Source organism: Azorhizophilus paspali (genome assembly GCF_043587585.2).
GTDB classification, from domain to species: Bacteria; Pseudomonadota; Gammaproteobacteria; order Pseudomonadales; family Pseudomonadaceae; genus Azotobacter; species Azotobacter paspali.
In genome coordinates this window covers 1,810,345-1,827,872 of sequence record NZ_CP171449.1, presented here as the reverse complement: position 1 = coordinate 1,827,872, position 17,528 = coordinate 1,810,345, and the positions used below count along the sequence as shown (strand labels likewise).

Below are 17,528 nucleotides of genomic sequence, written 5' to 3'. Positions count from 1 at the left end.
TCAAAGCAGCGGAACGATCCCAGCCCCACCCTGCAGGATCGGGCGCAGCAAGATCCGGTAGCTGTCGGCATCGAAACGCGGGAGCGGCCCGGCGGGAGCCTTGCGGGCCGCCTTCAGGCTGGCGTAGGTACCGAGGAAATGCCAGCGGTCGACCACATGGTAGTCGCGCAGTCCTTCGCCACGCTCGTGCAGGGCGACCGGCCCTGGGTACGGCCAGCAGAAGAGCTGCCACTCGGTCAATGCGGCGAGCAGCCGGGCGGCGTGCGCCTCATGGCTTTCGCGGCCGGCGCAGGCCCCGGCGCATCTGCCGATCTGCGTGCGGAAACAAGCGCGGCCCGGCTCATACCGTTCGAGCCCCAGCAAGCCGAGGCACAGCCGATGCCGGTCGGCCATCTCCAGGAGCCGCTCGCCGGCCACGCGCCGGCTCCTGAACAAACCGTACAGGGCTTGTTCCCGGTCGGGCGGAACGGCCTCGACGACCTCGGGCCTGCCGTTCGCCAGGCGGATCGAATACAACCAGCGCTGGCGGCGCAGACGCTTGTTGTAGAGCGGCTGCAGCTCCTTGATCAGGCGCGACTCCAACAGCAGGGCACCGATCTCGCCAGCCGTGCGGACATGCTCGATGCGGCGCGTCTGGCGCAGCAGACGAGCCTCCTCGGGCGTGCGCAGGTGGGCGAGCAGGCGGGCGCGAATATCCACGCTTTTGCCGATATAGAGCGGCATGCTGTCGCTATCGCCATAGAACAGATAGACGCCGGGCGCTTTCGGCATGGACGCGATCCGTTCCCGGAGATATTCGGGGTATTCGTAGCGTTCGGCGGGGCGAAGGGAGCGTTTGGTTGGCAGCATGCCGCGCTTTATAGCGGGACGGGCGAGACGACGCCATGGGGAAACGCCCGAACGGTAAGGCGGACATGGCAAGCGGGGTTCCCCGGACAGACATTGAGCGAAGGGCTTTAATCCGGACAAAGACCTCGAACGCATCGCTCTGCAGGAAGCCCGTCTCCAACTCCGCAGCTTCGATGCCTATAGGGCACCTCTAAAAACTACCTGCGTGGTCATCGCTGCGTTAAAAACAGGCTCAAAATACTCATTTACAGCGCGTAAACTCCGCTTTTTCGCCTGTTTTTGCCTTGCGCTGACTGCTTCGCCTACGTTTTTAGAGGTGCCCTATAGCGCCTGGGTCCTCGGCTCGCGCTTGCGCGCCCTCGCCGAGCAGCGGAATCTGGCCATCACCATCGAAATTCAGGTCAATGGAAATCCGCTGTTCCTCAGCGCCATGCCGGGCACGGCGCCGAACAACCTTGACTGGGCCAGGCGCAAGAAGAATGTGGTCACGCTCATGCGGCGCAGTTCGTACGCCGTCGGCCTGCAGTTGCAGAAGGACGGCACGAGCCTGACCGAGCAGGCCGGGCTAAAACTTCGCGATTACGCTGCGCACGGCGGCTGTTTCCCGATCTTGCTGCGCGGAGCCGGCTGCATCGGGACCGTCGCGGTGTCGGGGCTGCCGCAACGCGACGATCACGAACTGATCGTGCAAGCGCTGGCCGCAATACTGGAGGAACGGCTCGAAAAATTGGCGCTCGACAACCTGGCCCGACAGTACGCTTTTGAACGCGCCCGGCCCTTAGGGCCAGGCACTCCCGAAAGCGGGGCTATACCCGCTTTACGGAATCCGCGATCAGTGCGAGGAGCACTTGTCCGTCTTGAGGCAACTGTTGATGGTCTCGGGTATCGGCATGCCCACATCCAGCAGTGCGTTCAGGCGCGGAATGTCAAAACCGCAGATACGGGTCTCGCCCACCTCCAGCAGCGGGCGCTTAATCAGCAGCGGCTCGGCGAGCATCTTCTCGATCAATTCGTCCCGGCTCAGGGCGGCGACGTCCACCTCGCCGGATTTGATCTTCGGCGCGGCGGCATTGACCATGGCGTCCTTCTCCAGTCCGGCGAAGAAAGGCTCCAGGCGCTCGCGCGTCCAGGGCGTGCTCAGCAGGTCCCTGACCTGCAGCTCGATACCGTGTTCCTGGAGCAGGGTCTTCTGGCGGCGGTTTCCGCCACAGCCGGGCTTTTCGTAGAAGATGACGGTTTTCACGGCAGCTTGGGCAGTCATGACGATCCTTTTGGCGATCAACGGGTTGATGGCCGAATCTTAACCAAGGCCGTCCGCCCGGTCAGCAGGATCGAAGATGCCCGGCCGGCGAATCGGCGCCCTCTCCCCAGGGGAAGAAGAAAGAAAGCCGTGCTGCCGCCCGTCCCGGCAGGCGACTCAACCGAGCGCCGTGTCGAGAAACATCATCGCCGCGAAACCGGCCATCAGGCCCAGCGTCGCCGGCGTCTGGTGGCCGTTGCGGTGGCTCTCCGGAATGATCTCGTGGGAAACCACGAAGACCATGGCGCCGGCGGCCAGGCCCATGCCTATCGGATAGGCCAGGGCGAAGCCGCTGGAGATGCCGACGCCGACCAGCGCGCCGAGCGGCTCCATGAGCCCGCTGGCCATGGCCATCAGCAGCGAACCGCTCATGGGCATCCCAATGGCGCGCAGGGCCATGGCCACGGCCAGGCCCTCCGGGATGTCCTGGATGGCGATGGCGCTGGCCAGCGGGATGCCCACGGCAAGGTCGCCGCCGGCGAAGCCGACGCCGATGGCCATGCCCTCCGGCAGGTTGTGCAAGGTGATGGCCAGCACGAACAGCCAGATTCGGCCAATGCGCTCGCTGTCCGGCCCGCAGGGGCCGGTGGTGACATGCGAATGCGGGGTGAAGCGGTCGAGCCCGAGCATCAGCAGTACCCCCAGCATCAGTCCGAAGACCACGCAGGCGGCGGCCTGCGGGCCGCTACCGGTGATCGTCTTGGCCGCCTCCAGGCCGGGTAGGATCAGCGAGAAGGAACTGGCGGCAAGCATCATGCCGGCGCCGAAGCCGAGCATGATGTCCTGGATGCGCACGCTGATCCGCCGCAGGGCGACGGCCACCAGGGCGCCGAAAGCGGTGGCGGCGAAACCGGCCCCGCCGCCGTACAGCGCATGGCGCAGGTTGTCCGGCCGGGTGTCGGTAAAGGCGTTGTACAGGCTGCTGACGAGCAGCGCTAGCACGGCCAGCAGGGAAAGCGCCAGGCCGGTGGTGACCGCCGGGCTGGCTTCGGCCTGGGCCAGCAGGGCGGCACGAAAGCTCGGGGCCGAGCTGACCTGGGGAGTGCTACTCATACCGTCGCTCATGGTCATGACTCCGCGGATTGGCGACCGGGAAGAGGATTTTCCGCTACCCGTTCCTTTCGACCGCGGGAAATGGACAGTCGTGCCCTTTTCCGCTCCCGCGGCTGCAATGCATCCTAAAGAACATAACCCATGCTCTCCTCCCTGTCGCTTCGGCTGCCGCTCGGCGATGCCAGGTGGTAGTATCCGCGCTCCATGAAAATCGCCGACTTCCACCAGCGCCTCGCCGACCTCGGCGCCAAGTCCCCGCATATCGGACGGATCGACCGTGCCTGGCTGCACGGCTGGCCGCTGGATACTGGCACGCGCCAGCAGCAGGCCCGGGATTTCCTGCCGCTCGGCGTACGCGAGGCCATGCCCGAACTGCACGCGACGGTCGCCGGCCTCGCGCGGCTACGCTCCGAGCACCCGGCGGCCGACGGCTCGGCGCGCCTGCTGGTCGAACTGGGCGATGGGCAGATGGTCGAGAGCGTGCTGCTGCCGCGCGACGGACTCTGCGTGTCGAGCCAGGTCGGCTGCGCCGTGGGCTGCGTATTCTGCATGACTGGCAGGAGCGGCCTGCTGCGCCAGCTCGGCAGCGCCGAGATCGTCGCCCAGGTGGCGCTGGCCCGCCGCTTCCGCCCGGTGAAGAAAGTGGTGTTCATGGGCATGGGCGAGCCGGCGCACAATCTCGATAACGTACTGGAAGCCATCGATCTGCTCGGCACCGCTGGCGACATCGGCCACAAGAACCTGGTGTTCTCCACGGTGGGCGATCCGCGGGTCTTCGAGCGTCTGCCGCAAGGGCGGGTTAAGCCGGCGCTGGCCCTGTCCCTGCACAGCAGCGATGCCGGCCTGCGCCGGCGGCTGCTGCCGCACGCCCCGCACATCGATCCGCAAGAACTGGTCGAACTGGCCGAGGCCTACGCACGACGGACCGGCTACCCGATCCAGTATCAGTGGACACTGCTCGAAGGCATCAACGACAGCCTGGAGGAAATGGACGGCATCCTGCGCCTGCTCAGGGGCAAGTACGCGGTGATGAACCTGATCCCTTACAACAGCCTGGAAGCCGACGATTACCGGCGCCCCGAGGGCGAGCGGATCGTCGGGCTGGTGCGCTACCTGCACGGGCGCGGCGTGCTGACCAAGGTGCGCAATTCGGCGGGCCAGGACATCGACGGCGGCTGCGGACAATTGCGCGCGCGGGCCATTCAACCGGCCAGGAGCCGGCCGCCGCGCACGCGCTGAAGCATTAGGCCCGCCATCCCCGCCGTGCCTGGACAGCCGCGCCAGGCCGTCGATACTGTCGACGAGATAGGCCATCGTTCCGGAGCCCGTCATGTTCCGCATTCTTGGAATCGACCACTTGGTGCTGCGCGTCGTCGACCTGGAGAAGATGCTGCGCTTCTACTGCGAAGTCCTGAGTTGCAGTGTCGAACGCCGCCAAGACGAACTTGGCCTTGTCCAGTTGCGCGCCGGAAGCGCCCTGATCGATCTGGTTCCCATCACCGGCAGGCTGGGCAGCGCCGGCGGCGCCGCGCCCGGCCGGGAAGGACGCAACCTCGACCATTTCTGTCTGCGCATCGAGCCGTTCGACGCGACAGAGATCCGCCGGCGCCTGGCCGAGCACGGCATCGAGGCCGGCGCCGTGGAATCGCGCTACGGTGCCGAAGGCAGCGGCCCCTCCCTCTACATCACCGACCCGGAAGGTACGCTCGTCGAACTCAAGGGACCGGCGACGGCCTGACCCCCCGTGGCGAATCACCCTCGGGCTGGACGCCCCCGGCCCGCTGCGCGCGGGCCGCCAGGCGCTGGCCAGCGTGGGCCTCGAAGGACGCGAGAACGCCTGGCCGGGCCAGCTTTGCGGCGGCGAGCAGCAGCGGGTCGCCCTGGCCCGGTCGCTGGTGCGCAGACCGTAACTGCTGCTCGCCGACGAACCCTTCGGTGCGCTGGACGCCCTGACCCGGCTGAAGATCCTGCTGGAAACTTTCGTCGAAGAGGTCGTCTTGCTGCTGCACAAGCGCGGGCTGTTCCGCACCCACTACGAAGGCACGACGCTGCGCGATCGCCATGGCCTGAAACGACTGTCCAATCCCTATTTCTGACGCCAGGACAGTGGCGGACTTCAGGGCCGTTCGACCCGGTCCCAGGTGCGCGTCTCGCCGAACAGGGGAGTACCGATGAAGCCGCGCACCTGCAGTTGCCGCCCGCCCTCCCGCAGGCTCAGGCGGCAGTCGTATACCTTGCCGCTGTCCGGGTCGAGGATTTTCCCGTCTTCGTAGACCTCGCCTCGCCGCTTCACGCCGCTGAGGATGGTCATGCCGAGCAGCGGCTTGCCGCGACGTTCGCCCTCGCAGTTGTCGCAGTAGGGTGAGTCGGCGTTCGGCCCGCGCAGGCCCTTCTCGACGGTGCCCCGGTACTCGTCGCCCTGCCGGTCGATGCGGACCAGCGCGCGCGGCTCGCCGGTCCGCTGGTCGCGGATCATCCACAGTCCGCTCAGCGGATCGCCGGATTCGGCGCCAGCGGCCGGCAGGGCCGCCAGGGCGCAGCAAAGGCATAGCCATCGCACGCTCATCTGGCGAGGCCGCCGGCCCGGATGGCCGGGGCCGGGTGCTCCAGGCGTGCGTGCAGGGCGGCCAGCTCATAGCGGATGGCGTCGCCGCGATAGTGCAGGAAGGCGCCGGTTTCCCCGCCGACCACGACTTCGAGATAGGGCTCGGCGCTCGCTATTCCCTCGTCGCAATAGGTCTTGAGGGTCAGCAGGCTGTCGTCGTCCTCCTCGATTTCGGTTTCCACCACCCGCCTGAGCCCCAGTTCCTGGACCAGCCGGCCCAATCCCAGGCTATCCTCGTCGACGGTGCCCTGGTGCAGGGGCAGGTGCAGGGAGAAATGCCGCTCGTCCACCCATACCGGCTCCATCGGCGAAGCGCTGCACAGCAGCTCCAGGGTACGCGCCGCCCGCTCCAGGGTCGCCCGGTTGATGGCCGGCAGGTACAGGCCGCGGCGGCCGGAGGCGACGTAAGCCTTGCGCATGATGCCCTCCAGGTTGGGCTTGCGGCTCTCCGGAGCATGCACGCGGCCCGGCTGGTCGCGGCCGATGCCACCGCCGAATTCGACGACTAGGTTCACCCCGTCGTCGATCGCCCGGCGCAGGCCGCCCATCCACTTCACCGGATGGAACATCTGGAAGAACAGGGCGGCGCGTATCTGCTCGGGATCGTCGGCGTGATAGTCGCCGGTATAGTTGGAGAGGACCTTCGCCTGGGGAGCCACCAGGGCGGCAGCGTCGAGATGCGGACGGTAGCGCTCCGCAGCGCCGATCATCAGGTAGGTGTGGAAGGCCCCTTCGGTCTTCAAGTAGCGCCCGGCCTTGGCGCGGCCGAAGCGCGCGGCCACGTCCTCCATGAGCGCCGCCAGATCACGCTCGAAACCGCAGACCACGGTCTGATCGGGCAGGTTGCAGCCACCGATACCGCAGTAGCGAGCCTCGGCGAGCGGCCTGATCGAGTCGAGATCGAGGCGAAGGGCGGCCATCCGCCCGCGCCCGAACTCCGACATCAGCCGGCCGCGCATGCGGATCAGCCGCAGCGCGTCCTCGAAGTCCAGGGCACCGGCGGCCACCAGCGCGGAGTATTCGCCCAGGCTGTGCCCGGCCAGCACGTCCGGCGTCCAGGCTTCGCCAGTGAGCTCGCGAAATGCCGCCAGGCAGGCGATGGAATGGGTGAGCAACGCGATCTGGGTGAACTCAGTGCCATTGAGCCGCTCTTCCGGTCCCTGGAAGGACAGTTCCGCGACGTCGAAGCCCATCGCCTGGCTCGCTCGCTCGTACAGGTCGCGCACGCAGGAAAAATGGCGATGGATGTCGCTGCCCATGCCCACGTACTGCGAGCCTTGTCCGGGAAAGACAAACATGATTTTGGAACTGGAAACTTGGCTCATAGAAAAACTCTCCTTGTAATGGATCGAGCACCGGGCAGCGCCGCCCGGCCCTTCATGCCACCCTGGACATGCCGCCGTCCGCTGACGAATGCCCCTGCCGATCTATAACGCCCAGATGTTGCAGAACGCGATCGGTCATGCGCTCGGCCGTGAAGCGCTCCGCCAGCGGGCGGGCATTTCCCGCCAGTTCGCGGTGGAGCGACGCATTCGCCAGCAAAACTTCCAGTTGCCGGGCCAGATCGCCGCTGTCCCAGGCCTTGAAGGTCAGACCGCCGGCTCGCTCGCCGTCGCGCATCACTTCGGTGATGCCGCCGTAGTCGGGCACCAGCACCGGCGTGCCATGGCCCATCGCCTCGGCCACCACCAGGCCGAAGGCCTCGCGGTTCACCGAGGGGTAAACCACGCAGTGGCTGTGGGCGAGCAGGGTGTCGCGGATCTCCCCGGATACGGCTCCCGCCTGATGGATCGGCAGGCCGAGGTGGGCGGCGAGGTCGGCAACGACCCTCTTGTAGGATTCGCCCTTAGCGGTGGCGCCGCAGACCACCAGTTGCAGCTCGACGCCACGCGCCTTCAGCAGGCGGGCGGCGTAGAGCAGCAGGTCGATCCCCTTCTCGGCTTCCTGGCGGCCGAAGTAGGTGATGATGGGGAGGTCCTCCCGCAGTCGGGGGAAGAGTTGCCTGAGCCGCGCGCGTGGCGGCCTGGCCGACGGCGGGGACAGCTCGATGCCGTTGTAGAGGACGCTCATGCGTTCCCGCGGCACTTGCAGCTCATCGGCGATCCGTTCGAGGTAGTCGCTGCTGACCAGCAGGGCCGGCCAGCGCGAGCCGGCGACGGCCTCGTTGAGGCGCTTACGGTAGGCCTCGAACAGGTCGCTGCGCCGCGCGTAGTCGGCGAACTGCTCGTCGCCCTGGAAGGTCAGCACGTAGTCGAAATCGAGCCCGCCCTGGCGCTTGGCGGCCAAGGCGAGCGTACCGAGAGAAGCGAAACTCATCATCAGGTGGCTGACTTCGTCCTTGGCGATGAAACGGCGCAGGCGCCGGACCAGGCCGGCGTCGGAATCCGGCGTCGCATGCAGCGAGCGGATGAGGTGGGTGAGCATGCGGTCGACGAAACCGTTGATGCCCTGGGTGACCTGCACCCGCAAGCGCGGCGGGAGCAGGAAGGCGGCCGAACCGACCACCTGATCCATGAACGCCGAGGGTCGTCGGAACTGGTAGCGCGTGCCGTGACAGAGCAGCCGGTGCTCGATACCGGGATCGGCCAGTTCGGGACTCCACTCCATCATCCAGTAGACCACCACCTTGTAGCCGCGTCGGTGGAGGATATTGGCGATGGTCAAGTCGCGAACGGTGGAGCCAAGATAAGAACCACTACCAATGGTGACGAATGCGAAAGTCGGCTTGTTCATGCTGCCTCCGGTCCATGGGAAAGGATGCGGGTGCCGCCGCGTCCCTCCTCGCTCAGTGAACGCTCAGAAGGTGTAGCTAATGCCGGTGAACACCGAATAGCGCAGCAACGTCCCGAACTCGTCGTCGTCGCCGCCGGTGAAAATGTTTCCAGTGAAATAGGCCTGGACGTGATCGGTCACGTCGTATTCGAGAATGCCGGTGAAACGTTGGGACTCGTCGTCGAGGTTCCTCAGGTAGCGGACGTTGTATTCGAGATCCGGGATCGAGCTGTTGTCGGTGACCTGGATCATCGCGTAATTCTGCCGGTAGAGAACGCTCCGGGTGTTAATCTTGCCCTCCAGGTAGCAACCGATCATCGGTCCGTCGTCGCAGCCGTTGTTGTCGCGCAGATACTCGATGTTGACGGTCGGGCCGATCTCCAGGGTGTAGGAGGCGCCGAATTGGTAGCCGGTCTTGCCCTCGTGCTTGATGTTGCCCTCGGTATACAGGAGCAGGGCGTCAGAGGCGTTCCAACCGGCGAAGAAGCCGGTCTGATGCTGATCGCTCTCCCGGTAGGAGTGGATGATCGAGGCATAGCCCGAGGAGCCGGTGTAGTCGAGCTTGACCGCGTAGATCTTCTCGAACTCGTCCTTCGCCGCCCGGCCGCCGCCCAGCGTGGGCTGTCCCGACATGTAGCTTTCGACGTCGTCGGAACGTCCCGGACCGTAGTTGTAGATCGTCGAGAGCGTCCAGGTTTCGTTGGGAATCCAGATCGCCCGGTAATAATCCAGGCCGGGCACCTCGACGCGTGGGTTGTTGCGGCCGTTGTCGCGGGTGAAGGGGTTGGACAGCGAAAGGATCACCGACGGCCCCCACTGCAGGTTCTCCCGCCCGTAGGACAGGGTCAGTTCGTCAAAAGGCCGGTAGCGCACCCAGCCTTCGGTGAGAAACAGCTCCGAACTGTCCTGGTCGTCGCCGTCGCGCGGGCCGTCCTCCCATTTCTCCCAGATCGCCTCGGCGCGCGGCTTGAGGGCGAACTCCCAGTTGCGGAAGCTGAGGTTCAAATCCGCCCGCGGGTTGAGCACCCATTGGTAGCGCGGTATCTCGGCGGCATTGTCGGGGTTGAGGGTCGACTCCTCCGTTTCCTGGAACAGGGTGTAGGCCATGAGGTTGATACGCGAATAGAAACCGCTCGCCAGCTCATCGGCTAGGCTTGGCTGCTCCCCGCCCAGCTCGGGAAGCTCGTCCGCACTCGCCATTCCCACCTGGATCGCCATGCCCGCCAGAGGCAGTGCCAGTCCCAAACGATGCGCCATCCTTGCCATCTCTGCCATCCATGCCATATCCGAATTCGTCCATACTTCGTTGAATATCCCTGGGGCATCGAGCCCAAGTGGACAAGTATGGGACGCTCCGTATCGCAGAGGCAATGCCGGGCTCGTCGTCCGTGACCATCCCCTCATGCCGGAGCGCTCCATACCGGCGGGCTCACTTCATGAACAGGTTGATATTGAAGATGAAGTCTGGCAAGGGCGCGAGTTTCGGCTTGCTCATGCTCAAGGTGGTGACGTCGCCGCTCATCAACTCCTCGTAGATGGCAATCTCGGAAATGAAGGGACGGACTTCGCCATTGATGCTCACCGTGCTGGCGTACTGCATGTTCGCCGACTTGAAGCGCTTGCCCGACAGCGTGTAATAGTCCGCCTTCACCCCCACCAGGCGCTTCTTGTCCACCCAGTAGACGATCCGGTCGTAGGTGGTCTTGGAGTTGCGCGCCTTCAGGTCGAAGACGTAGCAGTCCACGCCCTCCACGGTTTCGTCGGGCAACTGGGTCGCGTCGTAGTCCTCGGCGTAGTTGGTCGAGGCGACGTCGCCATAGGAAGCCTGGCCCATCAGCTTCTGGCGCAGCGAGATGGGGATCGGCTTGCTCAGGCCCGGCTTGTGGAACCACATGTTGTTGTCGAGCATGAGCAACTTCTGCCCCTTGGACTTCGGCGGCGCGATGTTGATGCCCGAGATGTTGAAACCGCGCGCCTTGATGTCGTAGAGCATGGTGTCGGTGCGGCCCCTCTCGTTGGCTTCGATCTCCACGTTCCAGGCGATGCCCTGCAGGTTGCCGCGCGACTCGTCTGCCCGCTTGAGGATCTGGTAAGGGTCGGCGGAGCCGGCGAGCGACACCGGTACGCTGGCCTTGGCCACCTGTGGAACCGCCTTGGCCTCGCGCTCGGCGCGCGCCGGCGCGCTCGGCCCGGAGGGCTGGCTGGCGGCCGAAACGGCCGCCGAGCTGCTCGACTCGGCCGCCGGCCGGGAAGTCGCGGCGCGCTCGGCGGGCTCGCTATCGCCACCATTGAACAGCCGGCCGAAGAAGCCCCGCTCCTCCTGGACTGCCTTCGCGGTCGGCTCGGCGTTCTGCGCGACGGCCAGGGTGCTGATCAGCAGTGCCAGACCGAATGCGGAAATGCGGGAAAGTCCGTTCATCTCTCAAATCTCCGTCGGTTCGAAAACCTGTTCCAGCGGCTCATACGTGTCCCAGCGCGCCGACAATCTCCATTCGCGCCGCCTTGCGCGCCGGCAGGCTCGCCGCGAGCAGGGACAGCACCATCAGCGCCAGCAGGCTCCAAAGCATTTCCCTGGGAACCAGGTAGACCTCCAGCGGGATGCGCCGGGTGATCTGCGGCGGAATCCAGGTCGGCTCCAGGGTGGCGATGCTCGACCACACGGCGAGGGTCAGCAGCACCCCGACCAGCGAGCCGATCAGTCCGAGCAGCATGCTCTCCAGGGCGAACAGCCCGACGATGCCGCGCCGCTTCACGCCCAGGGCGCGCAGTGTGCCGATCTCCCGGGTGCGCTCCATGATCGCCATGCCCACGGTGTTGACCACGCTCATCACCACGATGGTGAAGACGATCAGGAAGGCGAACAGGAAGATCACGTCAAACATGTTCTTGACCTTGGTATAGAAGGTCGAAAGCTCGTTCCAGGTCTTGATTTCTACCTCCAGGCCGCGAGCGGCCAACTCGTTTTGCAAGGTCGCGCGCATCGGCTCGGTGAGCATGCCGTCACCGAGCAGGACGTTGATCCGGTCGACGCTGGTGGTGTCGTAGAGGTTCTGGGCGAACTCCAGGTTGACCAGCATCAGCTTGTCTTCCAGCGCCTCGACCGGCGAGTTGAAGGTCTGCAGCATCTGGCCGTCGAGGGCGTTGATCTGCCCACTCACGGTCGGCGCCATGACCACCACGGTGTCGCCCTGCTTGAACCTGAGCTGGTCGGCCAGCCCCTGGCTCATGCCCACGCCGTTGGACTGCTCGTCGGTCATCGGCTGGCCGTCGAACAACTGCATGTTGCCCACCTTGGTCCGCGAACGGCTGCGAATGACATCGACCTTGGACGACACCCGGCCGCTGGCGAGGAAGATGGTCGACACCTCGCCGTTGCTGACCAGGCCGGAAATGTTCAGCTCGGGCGTCGAGACGAGGATTTCCGGGTGGGCGGCCAGCACTTCGTCGATCGTGGCGACCTCCTGCTCGTTGAGCAGGTAGCGCGTCGGGTCGAGCTTGCCCTCGTCGAGAAAGCCCCTCTTGAAGATCGACATGTGACCGTTGCCCTGGATGTGGATATAGGAGTCCTCCAGGCTGGTGAAGATGTAGGCGGTGAAACCGCCCAAGGCGTTGACCGCGGCGAAACCGAGACCGATCGCCATCACGGTGAACAACGAGCGGCGGCCGTTGCGGAATAGGTTGCGGGTGGCGAGCTTGAACCAGGTGATCATGGGCGGCTCCCTGCGATGCGGGTCTGCGTTCCCGGACGCGCCGGTTGGCTGTCGCTGCCGATCTCGCCGTCCTGCATCAGAACCCGGCGCTTGACGCTCTCCAGCAGGCGTTGGTCATGGGTCGAGAAGACGAAGGCGGTGCCGTGACTGGCGTTGATGTCGAGCATCAGCTCGATGATCCGCCGGGCGTTGCCGGAGTCGAGGTTGGCGGTGGGCTCGTCGGCAATCACCAAGGCCGGGTCGGTGACCAATGCCCGGGCGATGGCGACCCGTTGCTGCTGGCCGCCGGAGAGCTTGGCCGGACGGTGGGCGACGTGCTTCTCGAGGCCCACCTCGGTCAACCGTTCCAGCGCCCGCTCACGGGCGACGGCGGAGGACGCGCCGGCGATCTGCAGCGGCAGCATGACGTTCTCCAGCGCCGAGAGCACCGGTATCAAGTTGAAGTTCTGGAAGACGAAGCCGATGGTCCGGTTGCGCAACTCGCTGCGGGCGTTGTCCGACAGGTCGTCGACTTCCTGGCCGTCGATCAGCACGTTGCCCGAGGTGGGCGAGTCGAGCATGCCGATGAGGTTGCACAGGGTCGACTTGCCGGACCCCGAGGGACCCCAGATGGCGACGAACTCGCGCGCCTGGATGCTGATGTCGATGCCCTTGAGAGCGATCACCGGCTTTTCGCCGATCTGGTAATGCTTGGTGGCCCGGCGCAGCTCGACGAGCGGTGCCATGCCTATCAAAGTGACGGTATTCATGTCGGTTTCCTGATGCGTCCAATGCCTTGAAATCTCCGCTGGTCGGCGAAATCCGGGCGCGTCCGGGCCATAGGCCCGGACGCCGCGCCGGTTAGCGGCCGGATGCGCCGGCGGTTTCGGTCGTCGCGTAGGCGATGATGAAATTCTCGTCGCGCACGCTGTGCACGCTGATCAGCCGGTCGCCGTCGCGGACTTGGATGATGAAGTTGCCGGTACCGTCGACGGCGATCGCCTCGAAGCGCTGCAAAGCCCCATCCAGGCCGCTGCCCAGCAACTTGCCGGCGGCCTCCTTGGCGGACCACAGGCGGGTGATCCACTCATCCCGCGCTGCCCCCTCCGCCGCCAGTTCGTCCAGCAGTTCGCGCTCGCCGGCCGTGCTGAAGCTTTCCAGGAAACCAGCGGCGCGCGGACGGATCTGCTCGATGTCGATGCCCACTGGCAATTCCGCGGCCAGCGCCACCGCCCGGTCCTCACAGTGCGCGATGCTGACCCTCGGCATCCGCGCGTACCCCTCCAGCGCCGCCACCAGCGGCTGGCCAGCCGCCGCGCTGTCGATGGCGAAGGCCGCCGGGTGCAGCATGTCCGCCTGCTCGCTGCGTTCGACGAGCCAGGCGCGCACCGCGTCCTTCGCCACCACCCGGCCGAGTTGCCATTGCTGCTGGCGCGGCGGGACGGTGGCCTTGGCGGTGAAGGCCGGCATCTCGTCCGAATGCAGGTAGTAACGAGCGAGCAGCAGCGGATCGAACCCCTGGGTATCGGCCTTGGCGATCTGGAAAGCCTTCACGCCCCTGGCCAGCGACGGCAGTTCGAGGGGACGGCTCAGCAGGTGGCGAGTCGGCTGGCGGCGGAAATCGAGCCCCCGAGCCGGATGGCGGAACTTGATGCCGCCCCACTCGCGGACGCGCAGCCAGACCCCGCCGGAACCGTCCTGGATCTCCACGTTGGCATATAGGGTCATGGCCTCTTCGCGAACGATCTCGATACGGATCGGCACCCGGGTGCCGGCCGGTGGCGTCGCGCGATACAGTTCGAGCTTGCCGAAACCGATCGGCAGCACATAGCGGTCACGCTCCATGGCCCACACGCCGAGGAATTGGCCGATGCCGTCGAGCAGGGCCGGATCGAGCAGCAACTGGGGCCGCTCGATCGAGCGGAACAGTCCGGTCGGCGGCCGGGTCAACAGGTCCGCCACCCCGCCTTCGTCGGCGAGGATGATCTCGCCGGTCAGGCAGTGAAAGCACGGCCCGTGGAACATGTGGCGTTCCCGGTAGATATCCTCGCCGCTCAGCGGCAGGCGATAGGGATTGCTGAAGGCGCCGAAGGCCAGGTCGAGATCGACCCGGTAGGCTGTGGAGAACAACACGCTGGCGGTGGTCGAGGGCTGCTCCTGCCCCTCGCCGCGGATCGCCACGGCGATCCGCCAGAGGCTGGCGTCGGCATCGACCTCCTGCACCTGGGCGCTGACCTCCAGCACCTCGCTGTCGCGGTCGGAGACCTCGATCCAGCGGCTCGCCTTGACTTCCTCGAAGCCGATCAGCCCCAGGCCGGGAACCAGGCAGGCCGCCACCTCGGCCATCACCTCCAGGCTCATGGTCAGCGGCAGCACCGGCATGCAGGCGGACAGCGGCTTGACCCCGGGGGCATGGACGAAGGTGTGGTCGGCGAGGAACAGGTCCTCGTCCAGGTGCAGGCGCCGCCGGATCGTCAGCGCTTCGCCGGGAACATAGGCCAGCACCTGGCCGACAAAGGGCAGAGCACCCTCCTCCAGCGGCTCGGCGGCGGGACCGGGCTCGGCGCACTGTGCCTGCGCGACCGAGCGGACGGCTTCCCGGTCACGCGTCGACTTGGCTTCGCGCTCCACGGCGGCAACCACCGCCACGGTTTCCTCGACCGGCTCCTCGCCGCGCAACTCCTCGGCGGATTCCACCTCGTAGACGCGGGCGATCAGGGGTATTTCGCTGTTGGTATCGAATACCAGATGGGAAAGGTTTGCGCTGCTCATATCTTCTCCAGAACCAGTCCGGCCGCGGTCAGCCCCGGCCCGAAGCCGAGACATGCGATACGGGTGCCGACGGTGGCCTCTTCCAGATACGCCTTGAGGATGTGCGGAATCGTGGAAGAGGACATGTTGCCGTTCTCCAGGAATACGCTCTTGCTGATCGCCACCTGGTCCTCGGCCAGGCCGAGTTCCTCCTGGATGTGGTCGACGATCTTCGGTCCGCCGGGGTGGATAGCGAAGCTCAGGGCGTGCTTGTCGCGCTCGAAGTCCATGCCGGCGCGCCGCAGCAGGTCCACCACGAAGGCCCGCACGTGGCGCTTGATGATCGCCGGTACCAGGGGTGAGAGGGTCATGACGAACTGGTGCGAGCCCGGCACCCCGGTCATGGTGTCGGCCGAGTCCGGCAGCAGGTGCTCGCTCATTGCCAGGATGCGCAGGCCGCGCAGCCCCTGGCGGCGCAGCTCGTCCTCGGGGTAGACCGAGTACTTGATCAACCCGTCGGAGAACAGGGTCGCCGAAATGATGTTGTCTACCCGCGATTCGGTGATGTTGCTGTGCGCGGACATCAGTTCGGTATGCGCGATGTCGACCCGGGTCTTCGGCGGAGTGGCCCCCCACTGCGCCGAGGCGAGCATGCCGTGGGCCATCTTGATCGCCGGAAAGGCGCCGTAGCAGCCCATGTTGTAGCTGTGGGTCACCGTGGTCTCGAACCAGCCGCGGTCGGCCACCATGCGCTCGGCCGGACTCGGCGCCAGATAACCCGAGCAGGTCACGTGGATCAGATCGTCGGGCGCCTCGAGGGTGTCTTCGAACATCTGCTTTAGCCCCTTGTCGACGACCTTGGCGAAACTCTCGTGGCGGGTCTTGAGATCGGCTCCGCGCGGGTCCTTCTTAATGTCGAATAGCCTAAGGTGGGCCTGATCCGGCTCCGGGTCGGCGATCTCGAAGTTGCCATCGCCGAAGCGGATGTCGGTCAACTTCGGGAAATAGACCAGTTGCCGCTGCTTGATCTGCGCGGGCGACACGGCGTACTTGTCGAACTTCTCTTTCACCGTCTTGTAGACCTGGACGAAACCCTCCTCGTCGGTAATGCCGTTGCTCAAGCACTGGGCCTTGGCGAAACCATAGGCGCTCAGTTCGAGAGTGATGCGCTGAGGCACCGGCTTGGCCAGTTGAACCGGGGTGAAATCGGCCAGGACCGCACTGTTGGGGTGGACCATGTCGTTCATATTTTCTCCAGCACCATTCCGGTGACAGTCAATCCGGGACCGAACCCCAGGCACAGGACGCGCGTGCCCACGTCCACCTCTTCGAGGACCTGCTTGAGGATGTGGGGAATCGTGGCGGAGGACATGTTGCCGTTCTCCAGGAATACGCTCTTGCTGACCGCCACCTGCTCATCGCTGAGCCCCAGATCTTCCTGGATGTGCTCGACGATCTTCGGTCCGCCGGGATGGATGGCGAAGGTCAGTTCGAGTCTCTCCCGCTCGAAGTCGATGCCGGCGCGTTCGAGCAGCTTCACCACGAAGTCGCGGACATGGCGCTTGATGACCACCGGCACCATGGGCGTGAGGGTCATCAGGAACTGGTGCGAGCCCGGTACCCAGGTCATCTCGTCGGCCGAGTCGGGCAGCAGGTGCTCGTTCATCGCCAGGACCCGGAGGCCGTGCCCACCCTGGCGGTGCAGTTCCTCCTCGGAGAGCACCGAGTACTTGATCAGGCCGTCGGCGAACAGGGTCATGGTGATGATGTTTTCCGCCCGCGCATCGACGATGTTGTTGTGCGCCGAGAGCAGCTCGGTATGCACGATATCCACCCGGTGCTTGACCGGGGTGATGCCGAAGCGCGACGAGGAAAGCATGCCGTGGGCCATCTTGATCGCCGGGAAGGCGCCGTAGCAGCCCATGTGATAGCTGTGGGTCACCGTGGTCTCGAACCAGCCGCGATCGGCCGCCATGCGCTCGACCGGACTCGGCGCCAGATAACCCGAGCAGGTCACGTGGATCAGATCGTCGGGGGCTTCGGCACTGTCCTGGAACATCCGCTCCAGCCCCTGGTCGACAACCTTGGCGTAGCTTTCGTGGCGGACCTTGAGGTCGGAGCCGCGCGGGTCGGTGGCCATGTCGTACAGCTTCAGGTAGGCATGCTCGGGCGCCGCGATATCGACGTGACCGTTGGCGAAGTGGATGTCGGAGACTTTCGGAAAGAAGATCAGTTGACGCCGCTTGATCTGCGTGGACGACAGGGCGTACTTGTCGAACTTCTCCTTGACCGATTGGTAGACCTTGGCGAAGCCCGCCTCGTCGTCCAGCCCGACACCGTTCTTGATGCAGTAGGCACGGGTAAAGGCATAGGCCGACAGCTCCAGGGTTAGCGCCTGGGGAACGGGTTTGGCCAGTTGTACGGGTGTGAAGCCGGTGAGAACTGCGTTGTGGGGACTGCTCATGGTGTTTCCTCCTTGATAAGCGGTTGTTTAAACAGCGATCCCGCG

The 17,528-nt window shown here is 65.4% G+C and carries 16 protein-coding genes and 2 pseudogenes; 4 read left to right on the top strand and 14 right to left on the bottom strand.

Features of this window, described 5'->3' with window-relative positions:
• The gene (gene cho, locus ACGI6K_RS09050; RefSeq protein ID WP_376946518.1) at positions 1 to 849 is read right to left on the bottom strand and encodes an excinuclease Cho; all 849 of its coding nucleotides are present in this window, start codon (positions 847 to 849) and stop codon (positions 1 to 3) included.
• 109 nt (positions 850 to 958) lie between these two features.
• Here cho and ACGI6K_RS09045 point away from each other — a divergent pair.
• Positions 959 to 1,027 (top strand): annotated as a pseudogene (locus tag ACGI6K_RS09045) (heme-degrading domain-containing protein); the annotation flags it as partial.
• A 144-nt stretch (positions 1,028 to 1,171) separates the two neighbouring features.
• Positions 1,172 to 1,597: pseudogene (locus ACGI6K_RS09040) on the top strand (heme-degrading domain-containing protein); the annotation flags it as partial.
• 84 nt (positions 1,598 to 1,681) lie between these two features.
• Here ACGI6K_RS09040 and ACGI6K_RS09035 read toward each other — a convergent pair.
• Positions 1,682 to 2,110, bottom strand: coding sequence for an ArsC/Spx/MgsR family protein (locus ACGI6K_RS09035; RefSeq protein ID WP_376946521.1), 429 nt, complete (start codon positions 2,108 to 2,110; stop codon positions 1,682 to 1,684).
• 156 nt (positions 2,111 to 2,266) lie between these two features.
• The gene (locus ACGI6K_RS09030; protein ID WP_376946523.1) at positions 2,267 to 3,202 is read right to left on the bottom strand and encodes a ZIP family metal transporter; all 936 of its coding nucleotides are present in this window, start codon (positions 3,200 to 3,202) and stop codon (positions 2,267 to 2,269) included.
• 204 nt (positions 3,203 to 3,406) lie between these two features.
• Between ACGI6K_RS09030 and ACGI6K_RS09025 the strand changes: the two genes are divergently transcribed.
• Together ACGI6K_RS09025 and ACGI6K_RS09020 are read left to right on the top strand one after the other, a co-directional pair.
• Positions 3,407 to 4,441 (top strand): RNA methyltransferase, encoded by a 1,035-nt coding sequence (locus tag ACGI6K_RS09025; protein ID WP_376946525.1) that lies wholly within the window; start codon positions 3,407 to 3,409, stop codon positions 4,439 to 4,441.
• A 91-nt stretch (positions 4,442 to 4,532) separates the two neighbouring features.
• Complete coding sequence (locus ACGI6K_RS09020) at positions 4,533 to 4,940, top strand: VOC family protein (protein ID WP_376946527.1); 408 nt, start codon at positions 4,533 to 4,535, stop codon at positions 4,938 to 4,940.
• Here the strand turns inward: ACGI6K_RS09020 and ACGI6K_RS09015 are convergent.
• From ACGI6K_RS09015 to ACGI6K_RS08965, 11 genes are all read right to left on the bottom strand, one after another.
• Positions 4,918 to 5,211, bottom strand: a complete 294-nt coding sequence (locus ACGI6K_RS09015; protein WP_376946529.1) for a hypothetical protein — start codon at positions 5,209 to 5,211, stop codon at positions 4,918 to 4,920. The genes ACGI6K_RS09020 and ACGI6K_RS09015 overlap by 23 nt on opposite strands.
• A gap of 107 nt (positions 5,212 to 5,318) precedes the next feature.
• Positions 5,319 to 5,768 (bottom strand): DUF2147 domain-containing protein, encoded by a 450-nt coding sequence (locus ACGI6K_RS09010; RefSeq protein ID WP_376946532.1) that lies wholly within the window; start codon positions 5,766 to 5,768, stop codon positions 5,319 to 5,321.
• Complete coding sequence (locus ACGI6K_RS09005) at positions 5,765 to 7,132, bottom strand: ACP S-malonyltransferase (RefSeq protein ID WP_376946534.1); 1,368 nt, start codon at positions 7,130 to 7,132, stop codon at positions 5,765 to 5,767. Before ACGI6K_RS09005 ends, ACGI6K_RS09010 begins: the two co-directional genes overlap by 4 nt.
• A gap of 52 nt (positions 7,133 to 7,184) precedes the next feature.
• The gene (locus ACGI6K_RS09000) at positions 7,185 to 8,540 is read right to left on the bottom strand and encodes a glycosyltransferase (protein ID WP_376946537.1); all 1,356 of its coding nucleotides are present in this window, start codon (positions 8,538 to 8,540) and stop codon (positions 7,185 to 7,187) included.
• A 63-nt stretch (positions 8,541 to 8,603) separates the two neighbouring features.
• On the bottom strand, positions 8,604 to 9,836 hold the full coding sequence (locus tag ACGI6K_RS08995; RefSeq protein ID WP_376946539.1) for a hypothetical protein: 1,233 nt from the start codon (positions 9,834 to 9,836) through the stop codon (positions 8,604 to 8,606).
• Between the two features lie 172 nt (positions 9,837 to 10,008).
• Positions 10,009 to 10,998, bottom strand: a complete 990-nt coding sequence (locus ACGI6K_RS08990) for an outer membrane lipoprotein-sorting protein (RefSeq protein WP_376946542.1) — start codon at positions 10,996 to 10,998, stop codon at positions 10,009 to 10,011.
• Positions 10,999 to 11,038: 40 nt separating this feature from the next.
• Positions 11,039 to 12,289 carry an ABC transporter permease gene (locus ACGI6K_RS08985; protein WP_376946544.1) on the bottom strand — a complete coding sequence of 417 codons (1,251 nt, stop codon included), beginning with the start codon at positions 12,287 to 12,289 and terminating at the stop codon, positions 11,039 to 11,041.
• Positions 12,286 to 13,038 carry an ABC transporter ATP-binding protein gene (locus tag ACGI6K_RS08980; RefSeq protein WP_376946546.1) on the bottom strand — a complete coding sequence of 251 codons (753 nt, stop codon included), beginning with the start codon at positions 13,036 to 13,038 and terminating at the stop codon, positions 12,286 to 12,288. Before ACGI6K_RS08980 ends, ACGI6K_RS08985 begins: the two co-directional genes overlap by 4 nt.
• Before the next feature lie 91 nt (positions 13,039 to 13,129).
• On the bottom strand, positions 13,130 to 15,040 hold the full coding sequence (locus ACGI6K_RS08975; RefSeq protein ID WP_376946548.1) for a 4'-phosphopantetheinyl transferase superfamily protein: 1,911 nt from the start codon (positions 15,038 to 15,040) through the stop codon (positions 13,130 to 13,132).
• Complete coding sequence (locus tag ACGI6K_RS08970; RefSeq protein WP_376946550.1) at positions 15,037 to 16,266, bottom strand: 3-oxoacyl-[acyl-carrier-protein] synthase III C-terminal domain-containing protein; 1,230 nt, start codon at positions 16,264 to 16,266, stop codon at positions 15,037 to 15,039. Before ACGI6K_RS08970 ends, ACGI6K_RS08975 begins: the two co-directional genes overlap by 4 nt.
• Positions 16,263 to 17,483 (bottom strand): type III polyketide synthase, encoded by a 1,221-nt coding sequence (locus ACGI6K_RS08965; protein WP_376946553.1) that lies wholly within the window; start codon positions 17,481 to 17,483, stop codon positions 16,263 to 16,265. Before ACGI6K_RS08965 ends, ACGI6K_RS08970 begins: the two co-directional genes overlap by 4 nt.
• Positions 17,484 to 17,528: the final 45 nt, after the last annotated feature.

Bases quoted from the DNA above. Each gene is read 5' to 3' on its own strand.
- ACGI6K_RS08980 (WP_376946546.1), bottom strand. From the start codon at position 13,038: ATGAATACCGTCACTTTGATAGGCATGGCACCGCTCGTCGAGCTGCGC.
- ACGI6K_RS08970 (WP_376946550.1), bottom strand. From the start codon at position 16,266: ATGAACGACATGGTCCACCCCAACAGTGCGGTCCTGGCCGATTTCACC.
- ACGI6K_RS09035 (WP_376946521.1), bottom strand. From the start codon at position 2,110: ATGACTGCCCAAGCTGCCGTGAAAACCGTCATCTTCTACGAAAAGCCC.
- ACGI6K_RS08990 (WP_376946542.1), bottom strand. From the start codon at position 10,998: ATGAACGGACTTTCCCGCATTTCCGCATTCGGTCTGGCACTGCTGATC.
- ACGI6K_RS08985 (WP_376946544.1), bottom strand. From the start codon at position 12,289: ATGATCACCTGGTTCAAGCTCGCCACCCGCAACCTATTCCGCAACGGC.
- ACGI6K_RS08975 (WP_376946548.1), bottom strand. From the start codon at position 15,040: ATGAGCAGCGCAAACCTTTCCCATCTGGTATTCGATACCAACAGCGAA.
- ACGI6K_RS09020 (WP_376946527.1), top strand. From the start codon at position 4,533: ATGTTCCGCATTCTTGGAATCGACCACTTGGTGCTGCGCGTCGTCGAC.
- ACGI6K_RS08965 (WP_376946553.1), bottom strand. From the start codon at position 17,483: ATGAGCAGTCCCCACAACGCAGTTCTCACCGGCTTCACACCCGTACAA.
- ACGI6K_RS09005 (WP_376946534.1), bottom strand. From the start codon at position 7,132: ATGAGCCAAGTTTCCAGTTCCAAAATCATGTTTGTCTTTCCCGGACAA.
- ACGI6K_RS09000 (WP_376946537.1), bottom strand. From the start codon at position 8,540: ATGAACAAGCCGACTTTCGCATTCGTCACCATTGGTAGTGGTTCTTAT.
- ACGI6K_RS09025 (WP_376946525.1), top strand. From the start codon at position 3,407: ATGAAAATCGCCGACTTCCACCAGCGCCTCGCCGACCTCGGCGCCAAG.
- cho (WP_376946518.1), bottom strand. From the start codon at position 849: ATGCTGCCAACCAAACGCTCCCTTCGCCCCGCCGAACGCTACGAATAC.
- ACGI6K_RS09010 (WP_376946532.1), bottom strand. From the start codon at position 5,768: ATGAGCGTGCGATGGCTATGCCTTTGCTGCGCCCTGGCGGCCCTGCCG.
- ACGI6K_RS08995 (WP_376946539.1), bottom strand. From the start codon at position 9,836: ATGGCGCATCGTTTGGGACTGGCACTGCCTCTGGCGGGCATGGCGATC.
- ACGI6K_RS09030 (WP_376946523.1), bottom strand. From the start codon at position 3,202: ATGAGTAGCACTCCCCAGGTCAGCTCGGCCCCGAGCTTTCGTGCCGCC.